We start from the raw sequence: 18,834 nt of genomic DNA, 5'->3' as shown, positions 1-18,834 counted from the left end.
GCGCCTGAGGCGACGACGTGTTCGGCGCCGCGCGTCGGGGGTTCTCACCCGGCGCGCACGACTCTCGCGCACCTCCCCCACGGATCGGCGGCCGAGGCCCGCGGGTCGGTCGTCGCGGCGCGGCGTCAGCGGACGGGTCGGACGCGTCCGCGCAGGTGGACGAGGCCCCCCGCACCTGCGTGTCCCTGCTCGGCGGCGAGCACGGTGCCCACGACGACGTCGTGGTCACCGGCGCGGTGCACGTCCGTGGTGCGGCAGTCGAACCATGCGGCCGCTCCGTCGAGCCACGCGGCTCCGGACACGGGGGCGGCCCGGTGCGGCACCCGTGCGAGCTGGTCGAACGCGGGCCGGCCGGCCGACGCGAGCCAGTCGGCGGTGGGGGCCTGGTCGTCGGCGAGGACGGAGACCGCCCACGTGTCGACCTCGTCGAGCGCGTCGCGCAGCCGGGCGTCGACGTGCACGCAGAACAGCAGCAGCGAGGGCTCGAGCGACACGGAGACGACCGAGCCGACGGTCGCGGCGTGGTCGGTGCCGCGCCAGCGCAGGGTCACGACGGCGACGCCCGCGGGCAGCCGGCCGACCGCTGCTCGGAAGTCGTCGGGCGCGACGGTCGGGGTGTCGGTCATCGCGCGGTGCCGCGCCGTGCGCCCGACCCGTCGTCGGGCTCACCACTGACTCGGTCGCCGTCCGCAGGCGTCGGGGCACCCTCGGACGGACCGCCGTCGAAGGGCCGGGGCTCGCCGCCCACGAGGCGGCCGTCGACCGGCCGGAGCTCGCCCCCGACCGCACCGCCGTCGACGGGCTCGACGCCCGCGGCGGGCGCGACCGTCCGGGGACGTTCGCCGCGCGGCTCGTCGCGGAAGAGCGCACGCGGCGCCAGTGCGACCAGGACCAGGACCCCGGCGGCTCCGACGACCCACACCCACCCGATGCCCTGCCGGGCGGGCACGAGCACGTCACCGCCCGGTCCGGAGCGGGCCAGGGTCGTGACGCTGAGGAACATGCCACCCGCGAGGCCCGCCAGGGCGACGCCCCCGCTCCACGAGCGGGAGAGGAGCCCGGCGCACGCGACGAGCAGGAGGCACAGGACGACGCCCCACGGCGGCACGCTGCGGTGCATCGCGGTGCCGACGGCGCCGACGACGAGGCCGAGGACGAACGTGGACGCGGCCTTCGTGAGGACGTCGGTGCTCAGTGGCTGCACGGCGGTCAGGCTACCGGCCGGACGCCGGGCACCCCGGCGAGCACGTCGACGCGGCCCGCGGCGACCCGGTAGCCCTCGACGGGGAGGACGGGTGCGAGGACGTCGTTGCTGAGGGCGTAGCAGCCGACGAGCCCCGGCGTCCCGTCGAGCGCGCGCACGGCGCGGACCTGCGTCGCGTGGGCGCGCATCGCGCCGAGCACGGCCGTCCGGACGGGCAGGACGTCGACCTCGAGGTCGAGCGCATCGGCCGCGACGGACGGAAGCGGGCCCTCGGGGTCCGGCAGCGAGAGGCACGCCCGCTCGGCCCCCAGCGCGAGCGTGACGGAACCGCCGGCCAGCGCGCGGTACGCGGCCCGCAGGTGGGCGCGTCGCTGCGCCGCCCACAGCACCGTCGGGCGCTGGTCCTCGGCCGCGACGAGCTCGACGGCGCGCATGGTCACGCGGTGCGCGTGGACGTGGTCGGGGTGCCCGTAGCCGCCGCCGGGCTCGTAGGTGACGACGACGTCGGGCTGCCGCGCGCGCAGGACGTCGGCCAGCCGCGCGGCGGCCTCGTCGACGGGCACGCCGACGAAGGCGCGGCCGGGCAGGTCGGCGGCCGCGCCGGCGCGTCCGGTGCCGAGCCACGCCATGCCGGAGTCCTCGAAGCGCTCCCCCGCGGGACCGCCAGCGTCGAGGAAGACGTGGTCGGCGACGCCGAGCGACGACAGCGCGGCGGCGAGCTCGGTCTCGCGGTGCGCGGCGAGCGCGGGCCCGTCGCCCTCGAGGTGCGCGAGCGCGTCACCGATCACCTCGCCGCGCTCACCGCGCGTGCACGTGACGACCGTGACGGGCCGCCCGGCGCGTGCACAGGTGGCGAGCAGGGCGCCGGTCGACAGCGTCTCGTCGTCGGGGTGCGCGTGCACCGCGACGAGCCCGCCGACCGGCGCCACCGGCGTCAGGACTTCTTGTTGCGCGCGGTGATGCGGGCGCGCTCCGTCTGGTCGAGCACCACCTTGCGGATGCGCACGATCTCCGGCGTCACCTCGACGCACTCGTCCTCGCGCGCGAACTCCAGCGACTCCTCGAGCGTGAGCTTGCGCGGCGGCACGAGGTTCTCGAAGTTGTCCGCCGTCGAGGAGCGCATGTTGGTGAGCTTCTTCTCCTTCGTGATGTTGACGTCCATGTCCTCGTTGCGGGAGTTCTCGCCGACGATCTGGCCCTCGTAGACCTCGGACGTCGGCTCGACGAAGAACGAGCCGCGCTCCTGCAGGTTGATCATCGCGAACGGCGTCACGGCGCCCGCGCGGTCGGCGACGAGCGAGCCCGACTGGCGCGTCTCGATCGGCCCGGCCCACGGCTCGTACCCCTCGGAGATGGACGACGCGATGCCGGTGCCGCGCGTGTCGGTGAGGAACCGCGTGCGGAAGCCGATGAGGCCGCGCGCGGGCACCAGGAACTCCATGCGGACCCAGCCCGTGCCGTGGTTCGACATGGTCTCCATGCGGCCCTTGCGCTGCGCGAGGAGCTGCGTGACCGCACCGAGGTACTCCTCGGGGACGTCGATCGTCATGCGCTCGACGGGCTCGTGCACCTGGCCGTCGACCTTCTTCGTGACGACCTGCGGCTTGCCGACGGTGAGCTCGAAGCCCTCGCGGCGCATCTGCTCGACGAGGATCGCGAGCGCGAGCTCGCCACGGCCCTGGACCTCCCACGCGTCGGGCCGGTCCGTCGGGACGACCCGGAGCGACACGTTGCCGATGAGCTCCTTGTCGAGGCGGTCCTTGACCTGGCGGGCCGTGACCTTGTGGCCCTTGCCGCCCTTGCCCGCGAGCGGGCTCGTGTTGATGCCGATGGTCATCGAGATGGCCGGGTCGTCGACCGTGATCAGCGGCAGCGGGCGCGGGTCGTCCGGGTCCGTCAGCGTCTCGCCGATCGTGATGTCCTCGATGCCGGCGACGGCGACGATGTCGCCCGGACCCGCGGAGTCCGTGGGGACGCGCTCGAGGGCCTTGGTCTCCAGGAGCTCGGTGATGCGCACGTTCTGGAGCGAGCCGTCGGACCGCGCCCACGCGACCGTCTGGCCCTTGCGCAGCGTGCCGTTGAAGATGCGGAGCAGCGCGAGCCGGCCGAGGAAAGGCGAGGCGTCGAGGTTGGTCACGTGCGCCTGCAGCGGTGCGCCCTCGTCGAACGTCGGGGCGGGGATCTTCTCGAGGATCGTCGCGAACAGCGGCTCGAGGTTCTCCGAGTCCGGCAGGCCGCCGTCGGCGGGCTGGTTCAGCGACGCGCGGCCGGCCTTCGCGGCGGCGTACACGACGGGCACGTCGAGGATCGCGTCGAGGTCGAGGTCGGGGACCTCCTCGTGCAGGTCGGACGCGAGGCCCAGCAGCAGGTCGGTCGCCTCGTGCACGACCTCCTCGATGCGGGCGTCCGGGCGGTCGACCTTGTTGACCACGAGGATGACGGGCAGCTTCGCGGCGAGCGCCTTGCGGAGCACGAAGCGGGTCTGCGGCAGCGGGCCCTCGGACGCGTCGACGAGCAGGACGACGCCGTCGACCATCGACAGGCCGCGCTCGACCTCACCACCGAAGTCGGCGTGGCCGGGGGTGTCGATGACGTTGATCGTGATGCCGTCGGGCTGACCCACCGCGGCCGCCGCGGGGCCGGCGTACCGGACCGCGGTGTTCTTCGCGAGGATCGTGATGCCCTTCTCGCGCTCCAGGTCGCCGGAGTCCATCGCGCGCTCGTCGACGTGGGCGTGCTCGCCGAACGCGCCGGACTGCCACAGCATCGCGTCGACCAGGGTGGTCTTCCCGTGGTCGACGTGGGCCACGATCGCGACGTTGCGCAGGTCGGCGCGCACGCCGGTGACGGTCGTGGACTCAGGCATGGGTGTACTCGGCTTTCGCAGGTGGGGAGCGCGCCGGGACGTGGCGCCGGACGATTCTACCCGCCCGACCCCCGAGTCCGCCGTGGCGCCCGTCACCCCGTCCGCTCAGGCGTCCGTGCGCGCCCAGTCCCACCACGACGTGAGGTCCGCGCGGCTCAGCGCCAGCGGCGGCACGGGCTCGAGCTGCGGGAGCCGGCCCTCGTCGTCCGGGTCCGCGTCGCGCGTCGCGACGACGACGGGCTGGCGCACGAGCGACAGCACGGCGGCCCCGCCCGCGAGCGTGGCGGCCACGGCGTCGAACGCGTCCGTCCGGGCCTCGGGGTCGACCATCGCGGTCAGCGCGTCGACCGCCGCGTCCGTCTCGGGCGACGTCCACCCCGTGACGTTCGTCGACCCCTGGGTGCGCCAGCGGGCCGCGGTCGCCGCCGCGCCCAGGTCCGACTGCGGCACGGGCAGCAGCGCGACGTCCCACGCGGACGGGGCGCCGCGCAGGTCGGCGACCATGCCGTCGGCCTGCTCGTAGCGGCGCACCGCGAACCCGGCCTCGGCGGCCTGCTCGGTCACGAGGTCGAGCACACCGAGCCGCACCGGGTCGGCGGTGTCGGTGAGGACGCGCACCACCACGGGTGTCGGGACCCCCGCGTCGGCGAGCGCACGCTCGGCGTCCGCGACGTCGGCCTCCGCGACCTCGACCTCCCCGACGCTCGCGCCCGCCGCGGGCAGGAGTGCGTCGGCCGGTGCGGCGTCCGCCCACAGCGGCTCCGCGACCGACGACACCACCGCGTCGCGCGGCACCGTCGCGAGGAACGCCTTCCGGACCGCGGCCGCCTTCGCGGCGTCCCCGTCGTAGGTCGCGGGGTCGAACGGGCCGCCGCCGGCCACCTGGAGCTGCAGCTGGAGCGTCGCGTCGCCGCCCGAGCGCGTCGTCACGTCCTCGACGTCCTCGAGCGCGTCCAGCACGTCGGCGGTGTCCGTCGGCGCGATCACGTCGACCTCGTCGTCGCGCAGCGCGGTCACCTGGTCGAGCGGGTGCAGCGCGGTGCGGAGCACGACGCGGTCGAACGCAGCCGGCCGCGCACCCTCGTACGACTCGTTCCGGACCAGGTCCACGCGCTCCTCGCCGACGACACGGTCGACGACGTACGGCCCCGTCGTGACGGCCGCGGTCGCGTCCTCCGCCAGCAGCTCCGCGGTGAGACCGGTCCGCCACGCGAGCGACAGCGACCGCAGGGCGCCCTTGTCCTCGCCCAGGATCGCGGCGCTGACCGCCGCCGCGGCCTCCGCGGGGTCGTCGATCCCCAGCACCGTGGCGCCGAGCACGTGCGCCGGGACGTTGACGTCGAGCGCGACCTGCCAGTCCGCGACCGGGACGTCGTACACGAGCGTGACGCTCGTGCCCTCGACGATCGGCACCGCGGGCACGTGCACCAGCGCGGGCGACGTCGCGGCGAACGCGACACCCGCGTCGAGCGCGTCGCCGTTCGTCACCTCGCCCGACGCGTCGATCTCGGGCGTCACGTCGTCGTAGAGGCCGCTGCGGGCCGCCCACTCGAGGACCAGGTCGTCGGGGGTCACGGGGACGCCGTCCGACCACAGGGCCGTCGGGGAGATCGTGTAGCGGACCGTGAGCGGCGAGTCCGCGACCTTCTCGACCGTGCCGAAGGACTCGTCGAACACCGCCGCGCCGTCCTCGTCGACCGAGACGAAGCCCGACTGCGCGAGCGAGCGGACGAGCGTGCTGCCGGGCGTCCGGCCGAGCGTGGTCCCCGCGTTGAGCGACCCGAACGTGCTGCCGACCGCGACGACGACCGTCCCCGCCCGCTCCGGGTCGGGCTCCGGCTGCGTGCAGCCGCCGAGCACCAGCCCGAGGACCACGACGAGCGCGGCACCCCCCACCGTCGACCTGCGCACGCCTGCGACCTCCCGGATCGTGTGCCGCACGGGACTCCCCCGCCGGACGTCTCGCCTGGACGGTCTCACACCGCCGCCACCTGCGGATATCGGTCGTCACCACCCGGAACTGAACTCTGCCGGACAAGTCGGGTACGGAGGACTTCCGCCACGCGGCGCCGCGGCGTCGCTGACACGACGAAGGCCGTGCCCGAGGAGCACCCGGGCACGGCCTTCTGTCGGAGCAGGAGCGTCAGAAGCCGCCGTCGGCACCACCGCGCGGGTCGGACGCCTGGCCCTGGCCCTTCGACTGCTGCTTGCGCAGCTCGGCGGCGTCCGCACCCGTGCCGTGCGCGTACGCCTCGGCCTCGGCGTCGGCCTGGCGCAGCGCCGCCTCCGCCTCCTCGATGAGCCGGTCGCGCTCCTCACGGCGCACCTTCTGCTCGGCGGGGTTGGGCACGGGCACAGCGGCGAGCAGGCGCTTGGTGTAGTCCTGCTGCGGGTTGCGCAGGATCGCGTCGCGGTCGCCGACCTCGACGAGCAGGCCCTTGTTCATGACCGCGATGCGGCGCGACAGGATCTCGACGACCGCGAGGTCGTGGCTGATGAACAGGCACGCGAAGCCGTACTCGCGCTGCAGCTCCTGGAAGAGCTCGAGGACGCGGGCCTGGACGGACACGTCGAGCGCCGACGTCGGCTCGTCGGCGATGAGCAGCTTGGGGCTCAGGGCGAGGGCGCGGGCGATGCCGACGCGCTGGCGCTGACCGCCGGAGAGCTCGTGCGGGTACCGGTTGCGCATCGAGCGCTGCAGGTGCACGCGGTCCAGGAGGTCCTCGACCCGCTTGCCGAGCTCGGCGCCCTTGGCGATGCCGTGCAGCTTGAGCGGCTCGCCGATGGACTCGCCGATCGGCAGACGCGGGTTGAGCGACGAGCCCGGGTCCTGGAAGACGATCGAGACGTCCTGGCGCACCTCGCGCAGCGTCTTCGGCTTCACGCCCGCGAGCTCGACGCCGTTGACCTTGAGCGACCCGCCCGCGACGGGGAGCAGGCCGACGGCGGCACGGCCGACGGTCGTCTTGCCCGAGCCGGACTCGCCGACGAGGCCGAGGACCTCGCCGCGCGCGATCGACAGGTCGACGCCGTTGATCGCCCGGAACGCGGGGATCCGGCCGCGCGACGGGTACTCGATGATGAGGTCCTTCGCCTCGAGCGCGTAGCCCGTGGGCGTCGCCGCCGGTGCGGGCGCCTGGACGGGCGTCGCGGTCGTGGCGGAGGTCGAGGTCACGTCGTGCTCGGCGCCCGGCGCCTGGAACGTCGCCGAGCCCAGGTGCGGCACCGACTCGAGCAGCTGGATCGTGTACGGGTGGGTCGGCTGGTTGAAGATCGTGTCCGACAGGCCCGACTCGACGATGCGGCCGTTCTTCATGACGAGCACGCGGTCCGACAGGTCGGCCACGACACCCATGTCGTGCGTGATGAGCACGATGCCGGAGTCGATGCGGCTGCGCAGGTCGCGCATGAGCTTGAGGATCTCGGCCTGGACGGTGACGTCGAGCGCCGTCGTCGGCTCGTCCGCGATGAGCAGCTTGGGGTCGCACGCGAGGGCCTGCGCGATCATGCCGCGCTGGCGCTGGCCGCCCGACAGCTGGTGCGGGTACTTGTCGACCGCGCGCTCGGGGTCCGGGATGTCGACGAGCTTGAGCAGCTCGATCGCGCGCTGCCGTGCGGCCTTCGGGCCCAGGTCGAAGTGCACGCGCAGGGTCTCGATGATCTGGAACCCGACGGTGTAGACGGGGTTCAGGGCGGTCATCGGCTCCTGGAAGATGACCGCGACCTCCCTGCCGCGCACGTTGCTCAGCTGCTTGTGCGTGAGGCCGAGGAGCTCGCGGCCCGCGAGCTTCGCGGAGCCGGTCGCGCGGCCGTTCGGCGGCAGCAGCCCGATGAGGGACATCGACGACTGCGTCTTGCCCGACCCGGACTCGCCGACGATGGCGAGGACCTCGCCGGGCCGGACGTCGTAGGTGACCTCCGTGGCGGCGGGGTACCACTCGCCGTCGACGAAGAACTCGACGGTCAGGTCACGGACCTCGAGGATGGGCGCCTTGCCGTCCGGCGTCGGGGCCGGGGCGTTCGCGAGGGTCTCGGTGCTCACTGGTCGAGCAGTTCCTTCCGTGCGGGGGCCGGGGCGGTCGCGCGGTGGCGCGCAGCCGGCCCGGAGCCGTCTGGGACGATGACCGCATGGTGGCGGACGTCGTGGAGTTCCGGCCGGGGTTCGGCCGATGGGTTGCCGGTGGTGTCGTGGTGCTGTGCCTCGTGGGCGCGGTGACGGGCCTGGTGGACGACGCGTCGACGACGCTCCCCTACCTGCCGCTGCTGGCGCTCGTCGCCGTCGGCGCCTGGGCCGCCTACTGGCGCCCCGCGGTGCTCGTGACGCCCGCGGGCGTCGAGATCCGCAACGTGCTGCGGACCGTCGAGATCCCGTGGCCGGCGGTCCAGGAGATCGGCACCCAGTACGCGCTGACGCTGCGCACCGTGTACGGCTCCTACTCCGCCTGGGCCGCGCCCGCACCGAGCGCCGTGCGGACCGGCCGCACGCAGGCCGGCGCCGACAAGAACCTGCCGAGCAGCACCTACGGTCCCGGCGGCGGCGTCCGCCCCGGCGACCTGGCCGGCACCGACTCCGGCGACGCCGCCGCCATCGTGCGGCAGCGCTGGGAGGAGGCCCGTGACGCCGGGCTCCTGGACGACCCGCGGTTCGAGCGCGAGCGCCCGCGCGTGCGCTGGCACACCGGCACGATCGCCGCGCTGGCGATCCTGCTGGTGGCCAGCGTGCTGGCGCTCGCGCTCTGAACGGCGGGTCACGGGATCAGGCTCCGGCGGTCGCCGGGACGCCGGACTTGCGCTCGGCGCGACGCGTCGCACGCGCGAGCGCCCGACGCGTCGGGATGCGCCGCTGACGCGGGTCGAACGCGTCGCGCAGGCCGTCACCGATGAAGTTGATGCAGAGCGCGATCGTCACGATGAACAGACCGGGCCACCAGAACAGCCACGGCCGCGTCGCGAACGCCGTCTGGTACTCGTTGATGAGGTTGCCCAGCGAGACGTCGGGGAACGCGATGCCGAAGCCGAGGTAGCTGAGCGCCGTCTCGAGCAGGATCGCGGCGGCCATGAGCAGCGTCGCGTTGACGATGATGACGCCGACCGCGTTCGGCAGGATGTGCTTGAACATGATCCGGCCGTTGCTCGCACCGGCCACGCGCGCCGCGTCGACGAACTCCCGCTCGCGCAGCGACAGGAACTCGCCGCGGACCAGACGGGCCATGGACGTCCAGCTGACCGCCGCGAGGGCGAGCGCCAGGGTGACCGGGTTGGCGCCGCCGACCCACGCACCGAGGATCGCGCCGACCATGATCACGGGGATCGTGATGACCATGTCCGTGAACCGCATGAGCAGGTTGTCCAGGCGGCCGCGGAAGAAGCCTGCCGAGGCGCCGATCGCGATGCCGATCGCCGACGCGAGCAGACCGATGATCACCATGACGGTCAGCGACTGCTGCGTGCCGCGCATGACGAGCGCGAACACGTCCTTGCCGATGTTGTCCTGACCGAACGGGTGCTCGCCGATCGTGATGCCGCCCGAGAACGACAGCGTCGGGGCGCCGCCCGAGTTGACGATCGGCGACAGGTCCGTCGGCGTGTACTTCCACCAGCCGGGGATGGGTCCCCAGCCGATCGACGTCGTCGCCAGCACGACGACGCACAGCAGGACGAACGCCGACGCCATGGCGCCGCGGTGGCGGAGGAACCGGCGCAGGACGATGCGGCCCTGCGAGAGCCCCTCGACCTCCTTGAGCTCGATCGCGTTCTCGACCACGTCGTGGTGCTCCGGGCCGTCCAGCTGCTGGGGCGTGATGGGGGTGGGGGTGGTCATGCGTTCACCCGGATCCTGGGGTCGAGGGCGGCGTAGACGAAGTCCACGACGATGTTGGCGAGGACGAGCAGCGTCCCGACGACGAGGAAGTACCCCATGATCGGGTCGGCGTCTCTCGCCCCCAGCGAGTGGATGAAGAGCGAGCCCATGCCGCTCCACGAGAAGATCCGCTCGGTGATGATCGCGCCGCCGAACAGGGCCGCGATGTCGAGCGGGATGATCGTCGCGAGCGGGATCAGCGCGTTGCGGAACGCGTGCCGCACGGTGACGACCCGCTCCGGCAGGCCCTTGGCCCGCGCGGTGCGGATGTAGTCCTGGTTCATGACCTCGAGCAGGCTCGCGCGCGAGTACCGGGTGTACGACGCGAACGAGATGAGGATCAGCGCGATGGTCGGCAGGATCAGGTGCGTGAACCGGTCGAGCGACTCGACCCAGTAGTCGCCGTTGAGGCCGGGCGTCTGCGAGCCGATGGTCGCGATCGGGCGGCCGTTGATGTAGCTCGAGTCGCTGTAGGGCTTCCAGACCTGCATGATCCGGTCGACGAAGATCAGGCCGGCGACCACGAACGCGGTGATCGCGGCGTTGCGCATCGACTGGCCGTAGTCCGGGCCGCCGTACAGGCGACCGACGACGAGGCCGACGACGACCGACAGCACGCCGAGGCCGAGGACCCACAGGCCGTTGAAGCCCGGGACGACGAACAGGTACTGCAGCGGGAACCACAGCGCGACACCGATCGCGACGACCGTCAGCGACGACAGCAGCGCCCGCCGGTTGTGCAGGCCGGTGGTCATCGCGGTGAGGCCGACGGCCGCACCCGCGCCGAGCACGGCGATGCCGACCATGCCGAGGCTCGGGTCGAGCAGCCAGCCGCTCTCGAGCACCGCGAAGATCACGAGGCCGGTCGACAGTGCGGACGTGACGAACGTGACGAGCCGCCGTCGCAAGTCCCCGCCGATCAGCACCTGCCAGAGCAGCCCCGCGACCACGGAGAGGAACACGATCATCGCGGTGCTCAGCGTCGGGTCCGCGAGGAAGTCGTTGAAGCCGATGGCGCCCCACAGCTTGAGGAGCACCGCGACCCAGAAGGACGGCAGCGAGTACAGCACGAACGACATGAACGTCACCGAGTAGTCGAACCCGGTGTACTGCCGCAGCGCCGAGGCGATGCCGACGGTGATGCCGAGGACGACGGCGAGCACCGTGGCGCCGCCGACGAGCTGGACCGTCGAGGGGATCGCGCTCGCGAGGAGGTCCGTGACCTCCTGGTTGGTGACCCAGCTCTGGCCGAGCGTCCCGCGCCCGATCAGGTAGCCGAGCACGCCGGCGAGCCACTTGAAGTAGCGGATGACCGGCGGGGTGTCGAGGTCGAGCGCCCGGATGCGGGCCTCGATCAGCTGCTCCTTGTTGGGAGCGCTGCTGGCGTACAGGTCCTCGAGGGGGTCCAGCGCGTACGCGAGGAGCATGTAGACGATGAACGTCGCCCCGAGAAGGACGATCGCCGAGGACAGCAGACGGCGACCGATGAAGGTCAACGTCGGCGCGGAGGCGCTGAGGCTTCGGCGCCGGGGGGCCTGCGCGGCCGGTGCGGCTGTGGCCGCTGCCGGAGCCGGCGCGAGGCTCTTCTCAGAGGTGACCATGGGGTCCTGACCTCGTTCGCGTGGGGATGGTGGCGAAGGACGATTCTACGAGGGCTCGGCGGTCTCGGTGGTGCCGCAGGTCCCACGTCTGTGTCTGCCCAGGTCAGCGACCATGCGGTCGGTGCCCGGGCGAACGACGAGGGTGCCGCGGCCTGGTGGCCGCGGCACCCCCTGTCGTGCGTGTCACAGCGAGCTGAGGGTCAGCCCTCGGTCTCCTCGGTCGCGGCCGGCGTCGCCGTCGGCGCGTCGAGCGAGTCGTCGGCGCTGATCTCCCACTCCCAGTAGTTCCAGAAGATCGTCGGCGACAGCGGGATCGTCGAGACGCCCTTCAGCACGGAGCGGTTCGCCACCACGCCGGGGAACTGGAAGATCGGGACACCGAACGCGTCGGCGAAGAGCTGCTTCTCGATGTTGGTCGTCAGCTCCTTCTCCTCGTCGCCCGAGGCCGTGGCCATGTCGACGTACCACTGGTCGACGTCGGCGTTGGAGTAGCCACCGAAGTTGTTCAGACCGCCGGTGACGTAGTTGCCCTCGGAGTTGAGCGCGAACGTGTTCGTCGACTGCCAGCCGAACAGCGACGCGTCGTAGGACGCCGTGTCGGACAGGCGCGAGCCCCACTGGTCGTCACCCTCGTCCACGACGGTGAAGCCGGCCTGGGCGGCGGAGGCAGCGATCAGCTGGTACTCGTTCGCGCGGCGGACGTTCGACTTGCCGTAGAGGAAGCGGACGCTGACCGGGGTGGCCACGCCGGCCTCGGCGAGCAGCGCCTGGGCGCCGGCGATGTCGACCTCGGCGAAGGCGTCGGAGCCGTTGTTGGCGATGACGTCGTCGTAGGTCGGCGAGCCCGGGACCACCGTGAAGGAGTCACGCGTCTCGGCGTCCTCCTGCAGCGGCTTGATGAGCTTCTCGATGATCTCCTGGCGCGGGATCGTCTTGAGGAACGCCTCGCGGACCTTGCGGGCCTTCTCGGCGTCGCCGCCGTAGGTCGCCGGGTCGAACGGACCACCGTTGTTCATGATCGTGTCGACGTGCTCGAACGTGCCCTCGGGCGCGGTCGTGTAGTCGATGTTGTCGAGGCCCTCGAGGGTCTTGATGACGTCGACGGACGACTGCGGCTGGATGAGGTCGACCTCACCGTTCTGCAGGGCCGTGACGGACGCCAGCGGGTCCTCGGTGTAGCGGATCGTGATCGACGAGACCTTGGGCTTGGGGCCCCACTCGTAGTCGTCACGCGCCTGGAGCGTCATGTACTGGTTCTCGACGTACTCCGACATGACGTACGCGCCGGACGACAGGTACAGCGACTTGTCGTCGGGCAGCGAGGTGAAGTCGAACGAGGAGTTCCAGACCTTGGCGATCTTCGACAGGTCCTCGGTCTTGTTCTCCGTGAACGCGTCGATGATGGCCTGCTTGCCCTCCTCGGCGTCGTCGATGCCGAGCGCGAGCTTGGCGACGGCGTGCGCGGCGACGGGCGAGGGCTGGAAGGAGACCTCCCAGTCGGAGCGGGGCTCCGAGTAGACGAGCGTGACCGAGCGGCCGTCGTCCGAGATCTCGGGCGCGTCGTTGATCAGGGTCATGGCGACGGAGGAACCGTCGAAGTAGACGCCCGCGTCGATGGCGTCCTGGTTGGTGACGTTGCCCTCTTCGTCGTACTCCGGCTGGACGTTGTCGAAGTCGTCGTCCTGCGGGCCCCAGTACAGGAGGAGGTCGGCCGCGTCGACGGGGGTGCCGTCGGACCACTTCACGCCCTCGTTGATCGTGTACTTGATCGTCAGCGGGTCGTCGGAGACCTTCTCGTACGTGCCGACGTCCTCGTTCTTCACGAGGTTGAGGTCGCCGTCGTAGTAGTTGAACTGCGCGTTCGTGAGGTACAGAACGTTCGCGTTGGTGGTCGCGTTGCCGACCGACGTGAGGTTGTTCTGCGAGTAGAACGGCTGGTTCCAACCGACGCTGACCGAGGTGTCCTCCTCGATCTCCGAGCCCGTCTCAGGTCCGGAGCACGCTCCGAGCACCAGGGCGCCGACGGCGACCGGGGCCGCCATGGCGCTGATTCGCCTGATCTTCAATGTTCCTCCTGGGAAGGGGAGGACGTGCGGCGCCGCCGTGCGCCCGGGGTGACCGTGCGCCGGACGACGGATGGGTACACGTCCGCCGTGAGTTGGGCACACGCTAGTCAAGCAGCGTCGGACATATCGGGCACGTTGTGACTCGCGGCCCGATCGTTACCTGATTGATACTGGCTGGTACCGTCCACGATACGAGACACGTGGCCTGGGGAAACATCGGGGAAACATGTCCGATCCGGTGATCCCAGGCCCCTGAACGGGCAATTCGTTCCCGCGGGCTCCGGAAGTGTGCTACGGCGAGGTGTCTCACGTCGCCAGGTCAGACGTCTGACCGGCATGCCCCAAGATTCACCCGTGACCTCCCTCCTGCGACGCCTCGGCCGCACGCGCGCGTTCGCCCGCGTCGGGCGCACCGTCTCCGGCCTCGACCGCCGCATCCAGCAGGCCACCGACGGGCGCTGGAGCGTCCTCGGCCGGCCCACCCTCCCCCAGCTCGTCCTCACCACGACGGGCCGGCGCAGCGGTGAGCCGCGCGACGCCGTCCTCCTCTACGCGCGCGACGGCGAGCGGTTCGTCGTCATCGGGTCCAACTGGGGCCAGCAGCACCACCCCGCCTGGTCGCTCAACCTCCTCGCCGACCCCCGCGCGCGCGTCGCCGTCGACGGGCGGACCGTCGACGTGGTCGCGCACCTCGCGTCGGACGCCGAGCGGGAGCGCCTGCTCGACGCGCTGCGCGCCGTCTGGCCCGGCTACGACGAGTACGCCGCCCGCTCGGGCCGCGACCTGCGCGTCTTCGTCCTCGCCCCCGTCGCCGGCTGACGAGGAGCAGGGCGGCCACGCGCGACCCCGCCGCGCGTCATCCGCGGCGGAAGCCGCCCTCGGTGCTGAGGACCTGCCCCACCATCCAGCGGCCCTCGTCGCTGACGAGCCACGCGATGAGCCGCGCCGGGTCGTCCGGCTCGCCGAAGCGTCCGCCGGGGAACGCCGAGCCCGCCGCCGCCGGGTCCGACGCGACCAGGTCGTCGAGGTAGCCCGTGTTCACCGGGCCCGGGTTCACCGTGTTGAGCAGGATGCCGCGGTCGGCCAGGTCCGCCGCCACGGACGCCGTCACACCCGCGAGGGCGGCCTTCGACGCCGCGTACGCGATCTCGGTGCGCATCGGCCCGAGCTGCTGGCCGGAGGTCATCCAGACGACGCGCCCGCCGACCCGCCCGTCGTGCTGCTCCGCGAACGCCCGCGTCGCCAGCAGCGTCGCGCGGGCGTTGACCCGCCAGTGCGCGTCCAGCATCGCGGCGTCCACGTCGGCGAGCGCGCCGTCTCCCCCGCTGCGGGCCTGGTTGCAGACCAGCACGTCGAGGTGGCCGAAGGCGGCGCACGCCTGGGCGACCAGCGCGTCGGGGCCGTCGTCGGAGCCGAGGTCGATGCTCGCGTCCGCGAGCGAGGCGCCGGGGACGAGGTCGGCGCGCAGCGCGTCGAGGACGTCGGCGGTGCTGTCCGCACCCCAGGGCTGCGCGGCGTCGTGCGGGGACCAGTGGTGGACGAAGAGGCTCGCGCCCATCCGCGCCAGCCGCGACGCGACCGCGAACCCGATGCCGCGTCGTCTGCTGACGCCCGTCACGACGGCGACCCGACCCTGGAGGCTGCTGCTCACGCGCGCCAGCCTAGGAGCGGGCGCGCAGGTCCACGTGGCCGTGCACCGGTCAGGATCGAAGAAGCGGTCGCCACCAGGGCGTTCCTAGCATCGGTCTCACGGAACGACGCACCACGACCCGGAGGACGACGTGAACGCCGCCAGCACCGACGAGCAGGGCCAGAACTTCACCGCCGAGGAGCGCGCCGCGATGAAGGAGCGCGCCAAGGAGGTGCGGACCGCCAAGCGCACGGGCTCGGACGCCGGGCTCGCGGACGTGCTCGAGAAGATCGCCGAGATGCCCGATGCCGACCGCGAGATCGCCGAGAGGATCCACGCGATCGTCGCGGAGGTCGCGCCGGACCTGCAGCCGAAGACCTGGTACGGCCAGCCGGCCTACGCCAAGAACGGCAAGGTCGTGCTGTTCTTCCAGGCGTCGTCGAAGTTCAAGACCCGCTACGCGACGCTCGGGTTCAACGAGGACGCCGCGCTCGACGACGGCGAGCTGTGGCCGACGGCGTTCGCGATCACCGCCGTCACGTCGGCGGTCGAGTCGACGATCCGCGACCTCGTGGCGCGCGCGGCGGGCTGACCGGGCGCGCGGGTGCGGTCCCGGCTCAGTACGCGTTCTTGAGGACGAAGAACGAGCCGCGGATCGTGCCGGCGAGCTTGGACCGCTGCCGCGCGAACTTGAAGCGGTCGGCGAGCTCGTCCGGCACGTCCATGCCGTCGGACAGCTTGAAGCCGACCGCACGCTTGCCGCCCTCGGCGAGCGTGTACAGGACGTTGACCGAGAGGCCCGACTCGTAGAAGACGTACGTCCACCGGACGCCGTCGACCTCGAAGGACGTCGCCTCGAGCGGCCGCGAGCCGATGACGAGGTCGCGCTCCTCCTTCAGGATGCGATGCACGTACGCGACCGTTCCGGCGGCGTCCGACGCCGGCTCGGTCGTGAACACGTGGTCGTACTTCGTCCGGAAGTACCGGGCCTCGTTGGCGCGCAGGCCGGCGAGCGCGTCCGCGACGGGCGACGACTCCAGCCCGACCGTCGAGACGTCCTGGAAATCGACGACGTACGACACGTGCGCTCCCTCGTCTCGTCCCTGTCCCGGCGGGCGTCCGTCGCCCGTCGAGGCGTGCTCCCGCCATTGAAGCGGACGCGCCCGTCGCTGTCGCCGGGCGCCCGCCGACCGTCCGGTGGCTGCGCGTCCCCTGGTCGGCGCTCCCGTCCCGCGCCACGATCTCCCTATGCCGCGCTACGCGATCGACGCCCCCACCCTGCTGTGGCTCGTCGACGAGCACCGCCCTCTCGCACGCGACGTCCAGCTCGTCGCACCCAAGTCGGTGCTCGTCGACGGCCTCGACATGCTGCTCGCGGCCGTGCGCGCCGGGCGGCGCGAGCGGAGCGACGCCCTGGACGCCCACACGCGCATGACGGAGACCAAGATCCGGCTCCTCGGCGACCGCGTCTCCCGTCGGCGCGCGTGGGACCTCGCGCTGCAGCACGGCTGGTCCGGCGTCCGCACCGGCGAGTACGTCGCCGTCGCGCAGCTCCAGGCCGACGCCCTCGTCGCGAGCGACCCCGACCTGCGCGCCGCCGCGGACGGCCTGGTCCCGCTCGCGGACCCGACGGACCTCCTCGGCTGAGCGCGCGCCGCCGTCAGCGCAGCGCCGTCGCGCCGATGACGGACAGGAGCTGGAGCTTCTCGTACGTCTCCGAGCCCGGGACGGCCGTGTAGACGAGCAGCGAGTGCGACTGGCCAGGGTCGATCAGCGTCTGGCACGTGAGCTCGAGGGTCCCGAGCTCGGGGTGCACGAAGTGCTTCACCTCCGGTGGGCGGACGCCGACCTCCTGCCGGTCCCAGAGGGTGCGGAACTCGTCGCTGCGCGCGAGCAGGTCGTCGGCGAGCGCCGCGGCACGCGAGCCACGCCCGCGCACGGCCGAGACCTCCCGGAGCCCGGACACCCACAGCCGCGACAGGTGCGCGTGGTCCTCGGGCGCGTAGAGGAGGCGGCTCGTCGGGTCGGTGAACCAGCGGTAGCCGATGCTGCGCGCGGGCCCGGTGTAGCGCATGAGGTCGCCGGTGAGCGCGACGCCCAGCGGCGTCTGGCGCAGCGTCTCGCCGAGCTCCGTGACGATCTCGGCCGGGGTGTCCTCGAGCCGGTCGAAGATGCGCAGCAGTCCGGGGCTGACGTGCTCGCTCGGGGTCCCGCTGGGCGGCGGGCGGTGGCCCGCGAGGCGGTAGAGGTGGTCGCGCTCGGCGACCGTCAGGTGCAGGCCCTGCGCGATCGACGCGATCATCTGCTCCGACGGCTGCGGGCCCGTCCCCCGTTCGAGCCGCGCGTAGTAGTCCGTCGACATGTGGCACAACGTGGCGACCTCCTCGCGGCGCAGGCCGTCCGTCCGTCGGCGCTGGCCGCGTGGCATGCCCACGTCCTCGGGCTGCAGCACCTCGCGTCGGTGCCGCAGGAACTGCGCCATGCCGGACCGGTCGATCGCCACGCGTCCTCCTCTGGTCGTCGTGACCGTTCTACCCGGCGGTGATCTGCGGAACCACTGACTGGCAGGTCCTGGATAGCGGCCGCGGTCCGGGCGAAGGTCGTGACATCCCCATCCACGAAGGAGCCCACCCATGGCACGCGCACCCCACGACGTCACCGTCCCCGACCTCACCGGCACCCGCGCGGTCCTCACCGGCGGGAGCGACGGCATCGGCCTGCGCATCGCGACCCGCCTCGCCGCCGCCGGCGCGCACCTCGTGCTGCCGGTCCGCAACGTCCGCAAGGGCGAGGCCGCGGTCGTGACGATCCGCGCGACGGTGCCGGACGCGACGGTGTCGCTGCATGCGATGGACCTCGACAGCCTGGAGTCCGTCGCCGCGTTCGGCGACGCGATGCGCAGCGAGGGCGACCCCGTCCACCTGCTCGTCAACAACGCCGGCGTCATGACCCCGCCCGACCGGCAGACCACCGCCGACGGGTTCGAGCTCCAGCTCGGCGTCAACCACCTCGGGCACGTCGCGCTCGTCTCGCACCTCCTGCCCCTGCTGCGCGCCGGTCGTGCGCACGTGACGTCGCAGGTCAGCATCGCCGCACGACGCGGCGGCATCCACTGGGACGACCTCAACTGGGAGCGGTCGTACGACGGGATGGCCGCGTACCGGCAGTCGAAGATCGCGTTGGGGCTGTTCGCGCTCGAGCTGCAGCGCCGCAGCGCCGCCGCCGGCTGGGGCATCACGAGCAACCTGTCCCACCCGGGCGTCGCACCCACCAGCCTGCTGTCCGCCCGCGCGGAGCTCGGACGCGGCGACGACACGCGTGCCGTCCGCGTCATCCGATGGCTGTCCGCGCGCGGCATCCTCGTCGGCACCCCTGAGACCGCCGCACTCCCCGCCCTCTACGCCGCGACGTCACCCGACGCGCAGCCCGGGCGGCTGTACGGCCCCCAGGGCCCGGGCAACGTCGGTGGCGGTCCCGGCGAGCAGGCGCTCTACCCGTCGCTGCGCGACGAGGGCGAGGCCCGCCGCGTCTGGCAGACGTCGCAGGAGCTGGTCCGCGAGACGTTCCCGGTCGCCTGATCGGCGCCCCGCTCGCCGTACCCTCGGTC

Annotated in this window: 17 protein-coding genes; 5 read left to right on the top strand and 12 right to left on the bottom strand. The window is 72.5% G+C overall.

What is annotated here, in order from left to right:
• Window positions 1–125 precede the first annotated feature (125 nt).
• From GXP71_RS01355 to GXP71_RS01330, 6 genes are all read right to left on the bottom strand, one after another.
• The gene (locus tag GXP71_RS01355; RefSeq protein ID WP_162351192.1) at window positions 126–626 is read right to left on the bottom strand and encodes a flavin reductase family protein; all 501 of its coding nucleotides are present in this window, start codon (window positions 624–626) and stop codon (window positions 126–128) included.
• The gene (locus GXP71_RS01350) at window positions 623–1,204 is read right to left on the bottom strand and encodes a hypothetical protein (RefSeq protein ID WP_162351191.1); all 582 of its coding nucleotides are present in this window, start codon (window positions 1,202–1,204) and stop codon (window positions 623–625) included. The genes GXP71_RS01355 and GXP71_RS01350 overlap by 4 nt, the downstream gene beginning before the upstream one ends.
• Before the next feature lie 5 nt (window positions 1,205–1,209).
• Window positions 1,210–2,133: a PIG-L family deacetylase gene (locus tag GXP71_RS01345; RefSeq protein ID WP_162351190.1), complete on the bottom strand. Its 924-nt coding sequence runs from the start codon at window positions 2,131–2,133 to the stop codon at window positions 1,210–1,212.
• Window positions 2,134–2,138: 5 nt separating this feature from the next.
• On the bottom strand, window positions 2,139–4,070 hold the full coding sequence (gene typA / locus GXP71_RS01340) for a translational GTPase TypA (RefSeq protein ID WP_162351189.1): 1,932 nt from the start codon (window positions 4,068–4,070) through the stop codon (window positions 2,139–2,141).
• Window positions 4,071–4,175: 105 nt separating this feature from the next.
• Window positions 4,176–5,981, bottom strand: coding sequence for an ABC transporter substrate-binding protein (locus GXP71_RS01335; protein ID WP_162351188.1), 1,806 nt, complete (start codon window positions 5,979–5,981; stop codon window positions 4,176–4,178).
• 232 nt (window positions 5,982–6,213) lie between these two features.
• Entirely contained in the window at window positions 6,214–8,112 is a 1,899-nt protein-coding gene (locus GXP71_RS01330) for an ABC transporter ATP-binding protein (RefSeq protein ID WP_238402547.1), read from the bottom strand.
• 86 nt (window positions 8,113–8,198) lie between these two features.
• Here GXP71_RS01330 and GXP71_RS01325 point away from each other — a divergent pair, with 86 nt between their 5' ends.
• A complete protein-coding gene (locus GXP71_RS01325) occupies window positions 8,199–8,810 on the top strand; it encodes a PH domain-containing protein (protein WP_162351187.1) in 612 nt (203 codons plus the stop codon).
• A gap of 16 nt (window positions 8,811–8,826) precedes the next feature.
• Here the strand turns inward: GXP71_RS01325 and GXP71_RS01320 are convergent, their stop codons facing one another.
• The 3 genes from GXP71_RS01320 to GXP71_RS01310 form a co-directional block, all read right to left on the bottom strand.
• Window positions 8,827–9,891 carry an ABC transporter permease gene (locus tag GXP71_RS01320; RefSeq protein ID WP_162351186.1) on the bottom strand — a complete coding sequence of 355 codons (1,065 nt, stop codon included), beginning with the start codon at window positions 9,889–9,891 and terminating at the stop codon, window positions 8,827–8,829.
• Complete coding sequence (locus GXP71_RS01315; RefSeq protein ID WP_202924308.1) at window positions 9,888–11,531, bottom strand: ABC transporter permease; 1,644 nt, start codon at window positions 11,529–11,531, stop codon at window positions 9,888–9,890. Before GXP71_RS01315 ends, GXP71_RS01320 begins: the two co-directional genes overlap by 4 nt.
• 200 nt (window positions 11,532–11,731) lie before the next feature.
• A complete protein-coding gene (locus tag GXP71_RS01310) occupies window positions 11,732–13,573 on the bottom strand; it encodes an ABC transporter family substrate-binding protein (RefSeq protein ID WP_238402546.1) in 1,842 nt (613 codons plus the stop codon).
• A gap of 378 nt (window positions 13,574–13,951) precedes the next feature.
• On the opposite strand from GXP71_RS01310, the gene GXP71_RS01305 reads away from it, so the two are divergent.
• Complete coding sequence (locus tag GXP71_RS01305) at window positions 13,952–14,416, top strand: nitroreductase/quinone reductase family protein (protein ID WP_238402545.1); 465 nt, start codon at window positions 13,952–13,954, stop codon at window positions 14,414–14,416.
• Window positions 14,417–14,453: 37 nt separating this feature from the next.
• Here the strand turns inward: GXP71_RS01305 and GXP71_RS01300 are convergent, their stop codons facing one another.
• Complete coding sequence (locus GXP71_RS01300; RefSeq protein ID WP_162351182.1) at window positions 14,454–15,248, bottom strand: SDR family oxidoreductase; 795 nt, start codon at window positions 15,246–15,248, stop codon at window positions 14,454–14,456.
• 190 nt (window positions 15,249–15,438) lie between these two features.
• On the opposite strand from GXP71_RS01300, the gene GXP71_RS01295 reads away from it, so the two are divergent.
• Window positions 15,439–15,819, top strand: a complete 381-nt coding sequence (locus tag GXP71_RS01295; protein WP_162354140.1) for an iron chaperone — start codon at window positions 15,439–15,441, stop codon at window positions 15,817–15,819.
• A gap of 25 nt (window positions 15,820–15,844) precedes the next feature.
• Here GXP71_RS01295 and GXP71_RS01290 read toward each other — a convergent pair whose 3' ends face one another.
• The gene (locus tag GXP71_RS01290; protein ID WP_162351181.1) at window positions 15,845–16,309 is read right to left on the bottom strand and encodes a phage tail protein; all 465 of its coding nucleotides are present in this window, start codon (window positions 16,307–16,309) and stop codon (window positions 15,845–15,847) included.
• 166 nt (window positions 16,310–16,475) lie between these two features.
• On the opposite strand from GXP71_RS01290, the gene GXP71_RS01285 reads away from it, so the two are divergent.
• Window positions 16,476–16,874, top strand: coding sequence for a hypothetical protein (locus GXP71_RS01285; protein WP_162351180.1), 399 nt, complete (start codon window positions 16,476–16,478; stop codon window positions 16,872–16,874).
• Window positions 16,875–16,887: 13 nt separating this feature from the next.
• On the opposite strand, the gene GXP71_RS01280 is transcribed toward GXP71_RS01285, so the two are convergent.
• Window positions 16,888–17,709 carry a helix-turn-helix transcriptional regulator gene (locus GXP71_RS01280; RefSeq protein WP_162354139.1) on the bottom strand — a complete coding sequence of 274 codons (822 nt, stop codon included), beginning with the start codon at window positions 17,707–17,709 and terminating at the stop codon, window positions 16,888–16,890.
• Between the two features lie 151 nt (window positions 17,710–17,860).
• On the opposite strand from GXP71_RS01280, the gene GXP71_RS01275 reads away from it, so the two are divergent.
• Window positions 17,861–18,805, top strand: a complete 945-nt coding sequence (locus tag GXP71_RS01275) for an SDR family oxidoreductase (protein WP_162351179.1) — start codon at window positions 17,861–17,863, stop codon at window positions 18,803–18,805.
• Window positions 18,806–18,834 lie beyond the last annotated feature (29 nt).

This window comes from Cellulomonas sp. H30R-01, assembly GCF_010119915.1.
GTDB lineage: Bacteria > Actinomycetota > Actinomycetes > Actinomycetales > Cellulomonadaceae > Cellulomonas > Cellulomonas algicola.
The sequence above is the reverse complement of the archived record's forward strand: the minus strand, read 5'-3'. Positions and strand labels throughout refer to the sequence as shown.

Excerpts from the sequence above, each read along its gene's own strand:
- GXP71_RS01315 (WP_202924308.1), bottom strand. The coding sequence starts at position 11,531 with ATGGTCACCTCTGAGAAGAGCCTCGCGCCGGCTCCGGCAGCGGCCACA.
- GXP71_RS01355 (WP_162351192.1), bottom strand. The coding sequence starts at position 626 with ATGACCGACACCCCGACCGTCGCGCCCGACGACTTCCGAGCAGCGGTC.
- GXP71_RS01275 (WP_162351179.1), top strand. The coding sequence starts at position 17,861 with ATGGCACGCGCACCCCACGACGTCACCGTCCCCGACCTCACCGGCACC.
- GXP71_RS01310 (WP_238402546.1), bottom strand. The coding sequence starts at position 13,573 with ATGGCGGCCCCGGTCGCCGTCGGCGCCCTGGTGCTCGGAGCGTGCTCC.
- typA (WP_162351189.1), bottom strand. The coding sequence starts at position 4,070 with ATGCCTGAGTCCACGACCGTCACCGGCGTGCGCGCCGACCTGCGCAAC.
- GXP71_RS01325 (WP_162351187.1), top strand. The coding sequence starts at position 8,199 with ATGGTGGCGGACGTCGTGGAGTTCCGGCCGGGGTTCGGCCGATGGGTT.
- GXP71_RS01295 (WP_162354140.1), top strand. The coding sequence starts at position 15,439 with ATGAAGGAGCGCGCCAAGGAGGTGCGGACCGCCAAGCGCACGGGCTCG.
- GXP71_RS01320 (WP_162351186.1), bottom strand. The coding sequence starts at position 9,891 with ATGACCACCCCCACCCCCATCACGCCCCAGCAGCTGGACGGCCCGGAG.
- GXP71_RS01285 (WP_162351180.1), top strand. The coding sequence starts at position 16,476 with ATGCCGCGCTACGCGATCGACGCCCCCACCCTGCTGTGGCTCGTCGAC.
- GXP71_RS01280 (WP_162354139.1), bottom strand. The coding sequence starts at position 17,709 with ATGGCGCAGTTCCTGCGGCACCGACGCGAGGTGCTGCAGCCCGAGGAC.